Origin of the sequence: Roseateles agri, from assembly GCF_034043675.1 — a bacterium.
In the GTDB taxonomy this organism is placed as follows: domain Bacteria; phylum Pseudomonadota; class Gammaproteobacteria; order Burkholderiales; family Burkholderiaceae_C; genus KK5.
Map to the genome: position 1 here is coordinate 603,190 of NZ_JAXCLA010000002.1, position 12,306 is coordinate 615,495.

At 67.9% G+C, this 12,306-nt stretch carries 11 protein-coding genes; 6 read left to right on the top strand and 5 right to left on the bottom strand.

What is annotated here, in order from left to right:
- Window positions 1-562 precede the first annotated feature (562 nt).
- The 6 genes from SNE35_RS06875 (at window position 563) to SNE35_RS06900 (ending at window position 9,006) form a co-directional block, all read left to right on the top strand.
- The gene (locus tag SNE35_RS06875) at window positions 563-3,592 is read left to right on the top strand and encodes an Rne/Rng family ribonuclease (RefSeq protein WP_320422121.1); all 3,030 of its coding nucleotides are present in this window, start codon (window positions 563-565) and stop codon (window positions 3,590-3,592) included.
- Window positions 3,593-3,682: 90 nt separating this feature from the next.
- On the top strand, window positions 3,683-5,242 hold the full coding sequence (locus tag SNE35_RS06880) for a POT-type proton-dependent oligopeptide transporter (RefSeq protein ID WP_320422122.1): 1,560 nt from the start codon (window positions 3,683-3,685) through the stop codon (window positions 5,240-5,242).
- A 90-nt stretch (window positions 5,243-5,332) separates the two neighbouring features.
- Complete coding sequence (locus SNE35_RS06885; RefSeq protein WP_320422123.1) at window positions 5,333-6,247, top strand: hypothetical protein; 915 nt, start codon at window positions 5,333-5,335, stop codon at window positions 6,245-6,247.
- Window positions 6,248-6,332: 85 nt separating this feature from the next.
- A complete protein-coding gene (locus SNE35_RS06890) occupies window positions 6,333-6,725 on the top strand; it encodes a GntR family transcriptional regulator (RefSeq protein ID WP_320422124.1) in 393 nt (130 codons plus the stop codon).
- Window positions 6,722-7,615, top strand: a complete 894-nt coding sequence (locus SNE35_RS06895) for an ABC transporter ATP-binding protein (protein WP_320422125.1) — start codon at window positions 6,722-6,724, stop codon at window positions 7,613-7,615. The genes SNE35_RS06890 and SNE35_RS06895 overlap by 4 nt, the downstream gene beginning before the upstream one ends.
- Window positions 7,612-9,006, top strand: coding sequence for a hypothetical protein (locus tag SNE35_RS06900; protein WP_320422126.1), 1,395 nt, complete (start codon window positions 7,612-7,614; stop codon window positions 9,004-9,006). The genes SNE35_RS06895 and SNE35_RS06900 overlap by 4 nt, the downstream gene beginning before the upstream one ends.
- Before the next feature lie 3 nt (window positions 9,007-9,009).
- Here SNE35_RS06900 and acpS read toward each other — a convergent pair whose 3' ends face one another.
- Genes acpS through era form a run of 5 tightly spaced genes read right to left on the bottom strand, consistent with a single transcriptional unit; the run spans window position 9,010 to window position 12,303 of the window.
- Window positions 9,010-9,405 carry a holo-ACP synthase gene (gene acpS, locus SNE35_RS06905; protein WP_320422127.1) on the bottom strand — a complete coding sequence of 132 codons (396 nt, stop codon included), beginning with the start codon at window positions 9,403-9,405 and terminating at the stop codon, window positions 9,010-9,012.
- A complete protein-coding gene (locus SNE35_RS06910) occupies window positions 9,402-9,872 on the bottom strand; it encodes a GNAT family N-acetyltransferase (RefSeq protein WP_320422128.1) in 471 nt (156 codons plus the stop codon). Before SNE35_RS06910 ends, acpS begins: the two co-directional genes overlap by 4 nt.
- Window positions 9,865-10,632: a pyridoxine 5'-phosphate synthase gene (locus tag SNE35_RS06915; protein WP_320422129.1), complete on the bottom strand. Its 768-nt coding sequence runs from the start codon at window positions 10,630-10,632 to the stop codon at window positions 9,865-9,867. The genes SNE35_RS06910 and SNE35_RS06915 overlap by 8 nt, the downstream gene beginning before the upstream one ends.
- A gap of 1 nt (window position 10,633) precedes the next feature.
- Window positions 10,634-11,389, bottom strand: a complete 756-nt coding sequence (gene recO / locus SNE35_RS06920; protein WP_320422130.1) for a DNA repair protein RecO — start codon at window positions 11,387-11,389, stop codon at window positions 10,634-10,636.
- Between the two features lie 2 nt (window positions 11,390-11,391).
- The gene (era, locus tag SNE35_RS06925; protein ID WP_320422131.1) at window positions 11,392-12,303 is read right to left on the bottom strand and encodes a GTPase Era; all 912 of its coding nucleotides are present in this window, start codon (window positions 12,301-12,303) and stop codon (window positions 11,392-11,394) included.
- Between the last annotated feature and the right edge of the window lie 3 nt (window positions 12,304-12,306).

A 12,306-nucleotide genomic window follows, 5' to 3' on the forward strand; every position in this document is an offset into this window, starting at 1 on the left:
CCAAGGTGATGCAACGCAGGATGATCGGTTCGGGCCTTGTCCCCAAGTGACAAGGCGGTTCCGGCCACCATGCGGCAGAGCAATGAAGAACGAACCATGCCGGGCCGGACACTGAAATCGGCCGGGCAAAGAAAAAGGTTTCCACGGCGCGAGGCAGGTCGATCAAGAGTCTGACAGCCTCCCGCCAGCGTCCAACAGTCCCTTCGGATGATCCCTCCCCTCACCCCCCACCGCATGCGATTCGCAGCGCCGGCCGTCGTGGCCGACGTCGCTGCTCCGCCTCGCCGTGGCCGGGCCGCAGCGCCGCCGCACCTGTTGCGCGCGCTGTGTTCGGGAGCGTCGTCCGCCGCGGCTGTCGTGTCGCACGCGCCAACGCTGACCTCCTGAAGCGCCACAGCCGAACCAACGGCGGCGTCTCATCAGGCCAGTCCAGGGCGATTCCTTCCTCGGTTCGACTCCAGCGCTCGTGCATTGAATGGTTGCCGCCGGGTTCATGCCCTGCGGCAACGCGATGCTGCGCGCCGCCCCACACACAAGAACGGGTGGCGCAAGGAGTGATGACATGAAACGCATGCTGATCAATGCGACGCAGCCGGAAGAGCGGCGCCTCGCGATCGTCGATGGCCAGAAGCTGCTGGACTTCGAGACCGAAATCGAAGGCCGCGAGCAGCGCAAGGGCAATATCTACAAGGCCGTCGTGACGCGCGTCGAGCCCTCGCTGGAAGCCTGCTTCGTCGACTACGGCGAGGACCGCCACGGCTTCCTGCCGTTCAAGGAAATCTCCCGCCAGTACTTCCGCGACGGCGTCGAAGTGCGCAACGCGACGATCAAGGACGCGATCAAGGAAGGCCAGGAACTGCTGGTCCAGGTCGAGAAGGAAGAGCGCGGCAACAAGGGCGCGGCGCTGACCACCTTCGTTTCGCTGGCCGGCCGCTATCTGGTGCTGATGCCCAACAACCCGCGCGGCGGCGGCGTGAGCCGTCGCATCGAGGGCGAAGACCGTGAAGAGCTGAAGGAAAACCTCGACCAGCTCGAGTACCCGAAGGGCATGAGCCTGATCGCCCGCACCGCCGGCATCGGCCGTTCCGCCGCCGAGCTGCAGTGGGACCTGAACTACATGCTCAAGCTCTGGACGGCCATCGACGATGCGTCCAAGGGCGGCAAGGGCGCCTACCTGATCTACCAGGAATCGAGCCTGGTGATCCGCGCGATCCGCGACTACTTCACCGCCGACATCGGCGAGATCCTGATCGACACGGACGACCTGTTCGAGCAGGCCCACCAGTTCATGAACCACGTGATGCCCGACCAGGGCCATCGCGTGAAGCGCTACCGCGACGATGCGCCGCTGTTCAGCCGTTTCCAGATCGAGCACCAGATCGAGACGGCCTTCAGCCGTACGGTCAACCTGCCCTCGGGCGGCGCCATCGTGATCGACCACACCGAGGCGCTGGTCTCGGTGGACGTCAACTCGGCCCGCGCCACGCGCGGCGGCGACATCGAAGAGACCGCCACCCGCACCAACCTCGAAGCGGCCGATGAAATCGCCCGCCAGATGCGCCTGCGCGACCTGGGCGGCCTGATCGTCGTCGACTTCATCGACATGGAAGAGTCGAAGAACCGCCGCGAAGTGGAACAGCGCCTGCGCGACGCGCTGCGCCAGGACCGCGCCCGCGTGCAGTTCGCCTCGATCAGCAAGTTCGGCCTGCTGGAACTGAGCCGCCAGCGCCTGCGCCCGGCTCTGTCTGAGGGCAACCACATCACCTGCCCGCGCTGCAACGGCACCGGCCACATCCGCGACACCGAGTCCTCGGCGCTGCAGATCCTGCGCATGGTCCAGGAAGAGGCGATGAAGGACAACACCGCCGCCGTGCATGTGCAGGTGCCGGTGGAAGTGACCTCGTTCCTGCTGAACGAGAAGCGCACCGAGATCACCAAGATCGAGCTGAAGCAGCGCGTGACCGTGCTGCTGGTGCCGAACAAGCATCTCGACACGCCCAACTACAAGCTGGAGCGCCTGCGCCACGACGATCCGCGCCTGGAGAACCTGCAGGCCAGCTACACGATGATCGAAGAGCCGACCGATGAGGTCGGCATCACCCGCCGCGATGCGGGCGAGAAGAAGAACAAGCAGGAACCGGTAATCAAGGGCATCCTGCCCGAGCAGCCGGCACCGGTGGTCGCACCGAAGCCCGAGCCGGTCAAGCCGGCTCCGGCGCCGGTGGTCGCGCCCCCGGTGGCCGCTCCGGTGCCCGCCGGTGGTGGCTTCTTCGGCTGGATCAAGAGCCTGTTCGGCGGCGGCGAAGCTGCGCCGGCCAAGACCGAAGCGGCACCGGCCGTGGCGCCGGTCAAGCCGGCCGGCGCGGCGGGCGACAAGCCCAAGCGCGAAGGCGGCCGCGATGGCCGTGGCCGCGGCGGCAACCGCGGTGAGCGTGGCGAACGCGGTGACCGTGCGGAGCGCGGCGATCGTGGCGACCGTGGTGGCGAGCGCAATGCCAAGCGCGAAGGCCGCGAGAACAAGCCGCAGCAGGCCGATGGCCAGCCGCAGCAGCCGCGTGCCGAGCGCGGTGACCGTGGCGGCGAGCGTGGTGAACGCGGCGAACGTGGCAATCGCCGCCCCGAGCGCGCCGACAAGCCGGAAGCGGGCAACAACGAGGTTCGCGCCGAGCGCCAGGAACGCGGCGAGCGTCCCGAGCGTGGCGAACGTCGCCCGCGTGGCGAGCGCGCCGAGCGTCCGATCGAGGACGTGAACAACGCCCCGGTGCAGACGACGCTGGCCGACATCCCGCCGGCTTCGCACGACACGCCGGCCTTCGTCGACTCGCAGGCCGAGGGCATCGAAGGCGCTGCCGCCGGTGATGCTGCCTCGAACGAGGAACGTCAGAACCGCAACCGCCGCCGCCGCCGTGGTGGCCGTGGTGGCGAAGGCGCTGCCAACGGTGCCGGTGTCGAGAACGAGCAAGGCTCGGAAAACTCCGAAGCGGCTGAGGCAGCCGCCGTCGTGGAAGCCGCGGAAGCCGCTGCCACCGAAACGGCCGAGCGCGTCGAAGCCGCCGAGGGCGACGACAACGGCGAAGGCCAGGGCCGTGACGGCCGCCGCCGCCGCAGCCGTGACCGCTATCGCCGCGAACGCCGTGACGGCCAGCCGGCGGACGGCCAGGTCGAAGGCGAAGCAGGTGTGGACGCCGTTGCTGCGCAAGTACCGGTCGAACCCGCCGTCGCTACCGACGAGCACGCCGTGGCCACGGCCCAGGCCGTGCCGACCAGCGAAGCGGCAGCCCCCGTGGCCGTCGCCGAGCCGGTCGCCGTGCAGGCACCGGCCGTGGTTGCCGCTCCGGTCGCCCCGGCAGCGCCCGCCTTCGTGCTGTCCGTCGACGCGCTGCAAGCAATCGCCGAGGGCGCTGGTCTGCAGTGGGTGAATTCGGATGCCGACAAGATCCGCGCCGCGCAGGAAGCGATCGCCGCCGAGCCGAAGCCGGTCCACGTGCCGCGCGAGCGGCCGCCGGTGGTGGTCGTCGATGAAGGTCCGCTGGTGCTGGTCGAGACCCGCAAGGATCTGGCTCAGATCAAGCTGCCGTTCGAGCAGCAGTAAGTAAGCGGCAAGCGCGCCGCGCTTCCCACCAAACGCCGCCGGGTTCGCGCCCGGCGGCGTTTCCACATCAACCGAGACCCAGGACACGACATGAGCACCACCCTTGCCGCCGTCGACGCCCACGCCGGATCCGCCAGGCCCACGATGCCGCCGCAGATCCCGTACATCATCGCCAACGAAGGCTGCGAACGCTTCAGCTTCTACGGCATGCGGAACATCCTCACGGTGTTCCTGATGAGCAGCCTGCTGCTGGCGATCCCCGAGGAACTGCGCAAGGGCGAGGCCAAGGAGGTGTTCCACACCTTCGTGATCGGCGTCTATTTCTTCCCGCTGCTGGGCGGCTGGATCGCCGACCGCTTCTTCGGCAAGTACAACACCATCTTCTGGCTGAGCCTCGTCTACTGCGCCGGCCACGCCTGCCTGGCGATGTTCGAGAACAGCATCCGCGGCTTCTACACCGGCCTGTTCCTGATCGCGCTGGGCTCGGGCGGCATCAAGCCGCTGGTCGCCTCCTTCATCGGTGACCAGTTCGACAAGAGCAACCGGTCACTGGCGCAGAAGGTGTTCGACGCCTTCTACTGGATCATCAACTTCGGCAGCTTCTTCGCCTCGCTGCTGATGCCCATCTTCCTGGAGAAGCTCGGCGCCTCGGTGGCCTTCGGCATTCCCGGCGTGCTGATGGCAATCGCCACGCTGTGCTTCTGGGCCGGCCGGCGCAAATACGTGCACATCCCCGTGGCGACGACGAAGGACCCGCACCGCTTCCTCGCCGTCGTGCGCACCGCGCTGGCGGCCGGTACGGCGGGCAAGGTGTTCGCGGGCCTGGGCGTGCTGCTGTCGATCGGCGCGCTGGCGCTGACGCCGGACATCGGCATCGTCGCGGCCCTATGCCTGGTGCTGGTGCTGACGCTCGGCTTCGGCGGCGCGGGCGCATGGATCCAGCTCGACCGCGCCCGTACGGCGCATCCGGCCGAAGCGGTCGATGGCGTGCGCGCGGTGCTGCGCCTCCTGGTGCTGTTCGCGCTGGTGACGCCGTTCTGGTCGCTGTTCGACCAGAAGGCCTCAACCTGGGTGCTGCAGGCCGACCAGATGAGCAAGCCCGAGTGGTTCAAGTCCTCGATGATGCAGGCGCTGAACCCGATGCTGGTGATGATCCTGATCCCGCTGAACAACCTCGTGCTCTATCCGCTGCTGGAGAAGGCCGGCCTCAAGCTGACGGCGCTGCGCCGCATGGGCGCCGGCATCGCGCTGTCGGGCGTGGCGTGGATCGTCGTCGGCATGATGCAGCTGTGGCTGGACGACAAGGCCGAGGTCTCGATCGTCTGGCAGGTGCTGCCCTACGCGATCCTGACGCTGGGCGAGGTGCTGGTCTCGACCACCGGGCTGGAGTTCGCCTACAGCCAGGCGCCGGCGTCGATGAAGGGCGTGATCATGAGCTTCTGGAACCTGTCGGTGACGATCGGCAACCTGTGGGTGCTGCTGTCCAACTCCAGCCTCAAGAGCCCGGCCGTGACCGCGTCGATCGCCGGCACGGGCCTGTCGACCACCGCCTTCCTGATGTTCTTCTTCGCCGGCTTCGCACTGCTGGCGGCCAGCCTCTTCGGCCTCTACGCGCGGCGCTATCCGATGCAGGACAACTACCGGAGCTGAAATCGGCCTCATCGTCCGAGCGGGCCCGTATGAAATCCATACGGCGGCCTTGGCATGATGGGTCCGTCTGAAACTTTCAAAGGATTGTTCGTGCGCACACTGGTACTCGCTCTGCTCCTGCCCCTGCTGGCCTCGCCGGCCCTCGCCGCCAAGGCCGAACCGCAGGAGGTGGAACTGCGCTTCCAACCCCAGCCCGGCGACAAGCTGCGCCAGACCATCAACATGAACATGCAGATGGCCATGAACATGCTGCCCGGGCCCGACACCAACGAAGAACAGCGCGCCAAGCTGCAGGAAGGCGCCAAGAAGCTGGGCAAGGGCATGAGCATGGACATGAAGATGGCCATGCGCGTCGAGGCCAGCGACGCCGATGCCAAGGGCGACTACCTGCTGCACCTACGCGGCGAAGGCGGCCAGATGAACTTGAAGATGGCCGACCAGCCGCCCAAGGCCATGCCCAATCCCGTGGGCGACCTGGAGCTGGACACGCTGACGAACGTCGACCACAACAAGATGGAGATCCTGCGCATCAAGAGCGCGCAGCCCGCACTCAAGGATTCCAAAATGCTGGAGAGCATGGGCCAGGGCCTGATCAAGCAGGCCTTCGGCGCGATGAGCGAGCTGGAAGGCCGGCGCATGAAGATCGGCGACTCGGCCGAGATCCCGTTCGACGTGCAGATGCCGATGGCGCAGTTGCCGGCCAACGCGCACATCGTCGCGACCCTCGGCTTCACCCTCAAGAGCATCCGCGGCGGCATCGCGAACTTCGACACCGTCGTCAAGATGAAGATGGACATGGCCTCCAACGAAGGCGAGGCGCAACAGATGAAGATGGCGATGACCGGCGGTGGTACCGGCACCATGGCCTACCGGATCGCCGACCACCTGCCCATGCGCAACGACATGCTGCTCTCCATGCGCATGGACATGCAGATGCCGGCCGACGTGTCCATGCAGATGGACATGACGATGAAGATGGACGCCCGCGGCGAGCGCTATCGCTGAAAGCCCCAAGCTTCCAGCTTCGAAGAGCCACCCGTTCGAGGGTGGCTTTTTTATTACTCATGTGTATTATTGAATCAATACACCAATGCACATAGACTTCGACATTTCGCCCCAGGACACGCTGCCGATCTACCGGCAGATCGTCGAGCAATTGCGCCGAGGCATCGCCGGCGGCCAGTGCCGGCCCGGCGACGAGCTGCCCAGCGTGCGCGCGCTGGCGCAGCTCCATGCGATCAATCCGATGACGGTCAGCAAGGCTTACAGCCTGCTCGAGGCCGAGGGCCTGCTGGAGCGCAGGCGCGGCGTGGGCATGGTGGTGGCGAGCACACAGCCGCTGCGTGCGGGCAAAGGCGAGCGGCTGGCACTGCTGCAGCCCGCCTTGCAGGCGGCTGCGTCACAGGCCGTGCAGCTGGGCCTGGATGAGCAAGCGGCGCTGCGGCTGTTCCAGCAGTGCCTGCAAGAGGAGATGAACAAATGACGACAACGATGTCGAGCCCAAGCCCGATCGCCTTCGAGGCCGAAGCGCTGAGCCTCAGCTATCCGAAGCGCTTCGTCGGCGAGACGCGCGTCCTGCAGGATGTCAGCTTCCAGTTGCCCGAAGGCGCCGTCATCGGCCTCGTCGGCCGCAACGGTGCCGGCAAGAGCAGCCTCCTGCGCTGCCTGCTCGGCCTCGCACTGCCGACCTCGGGCAATTCCCGTTTGCTGGGGTGCCCCTCGCAGGCGCTGACCGATGACCTACGCGAACGGCTCGGCTACGTGGCGCAGACGCCCGACCTGTTTGGCTGGCTCAACGGCCATGAACACCTGCACGAGCTGGGCCGGCTGTATCGCGACTTCGATGAGCGCCGCGCGCTGGCGCTGGCCACGCGACTTGACCTGACGATGAGCACGCGGGCCGACAAGCTCTCGCTGGGTGACCAGCAGAAGCTCTCCGTCGTGCTGGCGCTGGCCCACGACCCAGACCTGCTGCTGATGGACGAGCCGGTCGCCAGCCTCGACCCGCTGGCGCGGCGCGACTTCATGCGCGCGCTGTTCGCCGAGCGCAGTCCGGCCAAGGCGGATCGGCCGCGCAGCGTGCTGCTGTCCAGCCACCTGCTGGGCGACCTGGAGCGGGTCGTCAGCCACGTGATGTTCCTGCGCGAAGGCCGCGTGCAGCTCGTTGACGAATGGGATGCACTGGTCGAGAACCTGCGGCTGCTGAAGCTCGATGCGGAACCGGACGCGGCGCTGCCCGGGCTCGTGCACTGCCGACCGGCGGGCCGCGGCGTCTGGCATGCACTGTTCGACCTGCGACACGTAGACGGCATCGGTGCCGACCGGGGCCAAGTCTTGCGCATGGACGACCTGTTCGAGGAGTTGAACGCATGAATGCCAGGCTGCGCCTCGTGCCGGAGTTCCCGCCCCTATTCTTCAGCCCGAGCTGGCCGATCTGGCTACTGCTGCTCGGGCTAAACGGATTCGTGGCGCTGGCCATCGCCGGCTTTCGCGTCTTCATGACGCAGCAGCCGGTGTCCGACGAAGCGCAGTTGCTGCTGTGCATGCTGCCGGGTGGTTTGCTGGCCGCCGCCGCGGCCTCGGGCGGCAACAGCCTGGCCCGCGCCCTGGCCGTCGTGCAGGCTCGCGTCAGTCCGCAGCGGGGCGTGGCCGGTGTGCGGCAGGGTCTTCTGAACGCGCTACTGGCCGCCTGGGTGTTCAGCACTCTGCCACTGGTGCTGCTGGCAGGCGCCAACGTCTATGGCAGCGGCGACTTCAGCTCGCTCGCCGCGGCGGCCGCGGCACTGGCGCTGGCCTTGGCGCTGGGCCTGCTCGGCGGCACGCTCTGGTGGGGTCCGCTGACCCGCATCGGCTTGCTGCTGCCGGTGCTGCTCGTGCTGGCAATCGACACCGACCCGCTGCTGCGCCCGTGGTCGCGCTGGATGCATGCCTGGCCGCTGCACCTGCTGCTGCTGGTTGGTCTGCCCTGCTTGCTGCCACACCTGCTGCCACGCTCGGTGGCGACAGGCCGCCGCGCTCCCAGCGAACTGTTCGAGCGCTGGATGAAGCGCTCGGCCACGGGTTTCCAAGGCATCAACTACCGCACCATGTGGCGCGCCTGGGGCATGCTGTATGCGAGCGGCATCATCTTCTGGACCAGCAACTCGCTGGTCGGCACGCCACTGCTGGCCGACTGGGGCATCGAGCTCGACTGGCGCTGGGGCCTGCGGCTGCTCGTGCTCTGCGTGATGACGGGCTCCCTGCTGCGCTGCCCGGGTCTCGAGTGGCGCCGCCTTCTGGCACCCGGTGGCATGACGCGAGAGCGCCTGGGCCTGCACGTGCTGCGCCACACGCTGTGGGGCATTGGCCGTGTGCTGCTCCTGCTCGTGCCGCTGGTGCTGCTGTCGCAGGGCCTGATCTCCCACAGGGGCTGGGCAGCAGTCATCACCGAAGCGCCCGGGCAATGGCTGCCGCTGCTCGCCGAACTGGCGCTGGCGACCAGCCTGGCGGTGATCGCTCGCGGCTTCGCCGGGGAGGACACGGGGTCGATCGCCGTGGCAGGCCTCGCGGCCTTGGTGGGCGTGCTGCTGCTGGGCGCCCTGTGCTGGCAGCGGCCAGCGGTGGACGCAATGATTCACTGGCCGCGCGGCTTCGCCCACATCGCTGCATGCCTGCTGGCCGGCGCCGCGCTGTTGCCCCTCGTGCGCCGGGCCTGGAGCAGGACCAACCTGGCCCGGCTCTCGCTGCAAATCAACGGCGCGAAGCGCGAGCCGGAAGACGCCTGAGACTCAGCGCGTCTCGACAACGACGAAGGCCGCGGCGTACTCCGTCTCGTCGGTCACGGTCACATGGGCGCGCAGACCCTTCGCCTCGAACCAGGCGGCCAGTTCGCCATGCAGCCGGATCTCCGGCTTGCCGCTGGGGGCCTTGACGATCTCGCAGGCGCGCCAGGTCATTGGCATCCGCATGCCCATGCCGATGGCTTTCGAGAACGCCTCCTTGGCGGAGAAGCGGGTGGCGAGGTAGGCGACGCCGCGGGCTTCGACCTTGGCCTTGCGCTCGCGGAAGACGGCCATCTCGTGCGGGCCGAGCACCTTCTCGGCGAAGCGTTCGCCTCGGCGTGCCAGGGTCTCGCGGATGCGGCGGATGTCGCAGATGTCGGTGCCGATGCCGTAGATGCTCATGGCTGCAATGCCTCCCAACCCAGGACTTCGTTGCGGTGGCGCTGGCCGTCGAGCTCGAACCAGGTCTCGCCGAGCAGTGACGCGCCTTTGCGGCGGTAGAAGCGCAGTGCGCCTTCGTTGCCCTCCCAGGCGCTGAGCCAGAGCGGGCGCCGTGGATCATGCTCACGCGCACGGCGCAGCAGCCGCGCGCCCAGGCCGCGGCCCCGGCAGCGCGGTGCCACGTAGAGGCGCATCAGCTCGACACCCTGCTCCGCCTGCGGATCGAGCTGCGCCCAGGCCAGCAGGAACTCACCTTCTTCGATCACCCACATCGGGCCGTTCAGCCGATCAGGCGAGAAAGCCTGCTCGACGTAGCCGGCGAAGCTGTTGCTGACGCCCTGCGCGGCATAGCTGTCCAGCCAGACCCAGCGCGCCAGCGCAGCGATGCGCGGCAGATCGGCCGGCTCGGCGGGGCGAAGTTCAGGCATAGGCGCGCTGGATGCAGCGCTGGTAGTCGCGCACCGTCTCGGCATAGCCGAGTTCCAGCGCATCGGCGATCAGCGCGTGACCGATCGACACCTCCTGCACGCCGGGCACGGCCTGCAGGAACTTCGTCAGGTTGTCGCGGCTGAGGTCGTGGCCGGCATTGATACCCAGGCCCGCGGCCAGGGCCGCTTGCGCGGTGGCGGTGAAGCCGGCCAGCACCTCGGCCTCGCGCGCGGTGCCGAAGGCGCTGGCGTAGGTTTCGGTGTAGAGCTCGATGCGCTCGGCACCCAGGGCGGCGACCTGGCGCATCACCTCGGGCAACGGGTCCATGAAGAGGCTCACGCGAACACCGAGCGAGCGGCACTCGTCGATCAACGGCTTCAAGCGTTCGTTGTCAGCCGGCAGGTTCCAGCCGTGATCGGAGGTGAACTGGTCTTCGCTGTCGGGCACGAAGGTCACCTGGTGCGGGCGCAGCTCGCGGACGAAGTCCATCAGGTTCTGCGTCGGGTTGCCCTCGATGTTGTATTCGGCCTGCGGCCACTGCTTCATCAGCGCGGCGAGCTCGTGGACGTCCTGCGTGCGGATGTGGCGCGCGTCGGGCCGCGGGTGCACCGTGATGCCCTGGGCGCCGGCCAGCAGGCACAGCTCGGCGGCCCTCAGCACGCTGGGGATGCCCAGGTGGCGCGTGTTGCGCAGCAGCGCGACCTTGTTGACGTTGACCGAAAGGGCGCAGCGCGCGCCGGGGCTCATCAATGGGTTCATGTCATTCCATCAGTTTCTGCACGTCCAGCATCACCTGCCGCGTGCGCAGCGGTTTGCCTGCCAGATGGTATTGCAGCAGCGCGCGCAACTGGCTACGCAGGGCCGGCAAGGCGGGCGCGCAGGCCTGGCGCAGCGCCGGCAGGCTGCCGTGCAGCAGCGCGGCCTGGATGTTCACCAGCGTGGCGCCATCGAGCTCGCCACCGGGCATCACGCCCGACTCGGGCGAGATGGCGTAGCCGGCGCCAGCCTGCAGCGGCGTCTGCGTCAGGGTGGCCAGGCTCAGGTCGGGCAGCAGGCCCAGCTCCGCCAGCAGGCGCAGCTCGAAGGCGCGCAGCGCGGCCTGGGACTGGGCGTCCTCGGCGGCATGCAGCTCGGGCAGGGTCTGGGCGTAGAGGTCGAACAGCAGCGGCTGCGGGTCCTGGCGGGCCAGCAGCTTGAGCAGCAGCTCGTTGAGGTAGTAGCCGCTGAACAGCGCAGCGCCGGCCGGCATGGTGCTGCCGCCGGCCCACTCGGCAGCGCGCAGGGTGACGACGCCCTCGCTGCCATCGTCGCTCTTGACCGGCTTGGACAGGGTGACCTGGATGCGCTGGAAAGGCAGCAACACCGCGCGCAACTGCGAGTACGGCCGCTTGGCACCCTTGGCGACGACGGCCATCCGCCCCTGCTCACGGGTGAACAGGTCCAGGATCAGGCTGGACTCGCTCCAGTCATAGTGGTGCAGGACGAACGCTTGCTGAACCGCCGGGGGGCGTTTCACGGTCACTCGTAGCCGTAGGTGCGCAGATGCTCTTCCGTGTCGGCCCAGCCGGAGCGGACCTTGACCCACAGCTCCAGAAACACGCGGCCGTCCATCAGGTGCTCGAGCTCCTGACGGGCCTCGGAACCGATGCGCTTCAGGCGCTCGCCGCCCTGGCCGATGATCATGCCCTTGTGGGCGTCGCGCTCGACGACGATGGAGGCGCTGATGCGGCGCAGTTCGCCCTCGTCTTCCCACTTGTCGATGATGACGGTGGAGGTGTAGGGCAGCTCGTCGCCGGTCAGGCGGAACAGCTTCTCGCGGATGATCTCGCTGGCGAGGAACTTCTCGCTGCGGTCGGTGAGCGCATCTTCCTCGTAGAACCAGCCCTGCTCGGGCAGGTAGGGCTTGAGGATCTTGAACAGGCGCGCGACGTCGGCTTCCTTCTTGGCCGACAGCGGCACGAATTCGCTGAAGTTGCGGCGGTCCTGCATGCTCTTGAGCCAGGGCACGAGATCCGTGCGGCGCTGCACGGCGTCGAGCTTGTTGGCGATCAGCACGACCGGCTTGTCCTCGGGCAGCAGGGTCAGCACCTTGGCGTCGTCGATGCCGAAGCGGCCGGCCTCGACGACGAACAGCACCACGTCCACATCCGACAGCACGCCGTGCACGGTGCGGTTCAGGTTGCGGTTCAGCGCGGCGTTGTGGCGGGTCTGGAAGCCTGGCGTGTCGACGAACACGAACTGCGCCTCCTCGACGGTGCGCACGCCGGTGATGCGGTGGCGGGTGGTCTGCGCCTTGTCGGAGGTGATCGAGACCTTCTGGCCGACCAACGCGTTCAGCAAGGTGGACTTGCCGACGTTCGGACGGCCGACGATGGCGATCAGGCCGCAGCGCTGGGCCGGCGCTTCGGGAGTGGGAGTGGGCTGGTTCATGGC

What these genes read in the sequence shown, in the direction of transcription:
- SNE35_RS06875 (WP_320422121.1), top strand. Translation starts at nt 563, where the DNA reads ATGAAACGCATGCTGATCAATGCGACGCAGCCGGAAGAGCGGCGCCTC.
- SNE35_RS06880 (WP_320422122.1), top strand. Translation starts at nt 3,683, where the DNA reads ATGAGCACCACCCTTGCCGCCGTCGACGCCCACGCCGGATCCGCCAGG.
- SNE35_RS06890 (WP_320422124.1), top strand. Translation starts at nt 6,333, where the DNA reads ATGCACATAGACTTCGACATTTCGCCCCAGGACACGCTGCCGATCTAC.
- SNE35_RS06895 (WP_320422125.1), top strand. Translation starts at nt 6,722, where the DNA reads ATGACGACAACGATGTCGAGCCCAAGCCCGATCGCCTTCGAGGCCGAA.
- SNE35_RS06900 (WP_320422126.1), top strand. Translation starts at nt 7,612, where the DNA reads ATGAATGCCAGGCTGCGCCTCGTGCCGGAGTTCCCGCCCCTATTCTTC.
- acpS (WP_320422127.1), bottom strand. Translation starts at nt 9,405, where the DNA reads ATGAGCATCTACGGCATCGGCACCGACATCTGCGACATCCGCCGCATC.
- SNE35_RS06910 (WP_320422128.1), bottom strand. Translation starts at nt 9,872, where the DNA reads ATGCCTGAACTTCGCCCCGCCGAGCCGGCCGATCTGCCGCGCATCGCT.
- SNE35_RS06915 (WP_320422129.1), bottom strand. Translation starts at nt 10,632, where the DNA reads ATGAACCCATTGATGAGCCCCGGCGCGCGCTGCGCCCTTTCGGTCAAC.
- era (WP_320422131.1), bottom strand. Translation starts at nt 12,303, where the DNA reads ATGAACCAGCCCACTCCCACTCCCGAAGCGCCGGCCCAGCGCTGCGGC.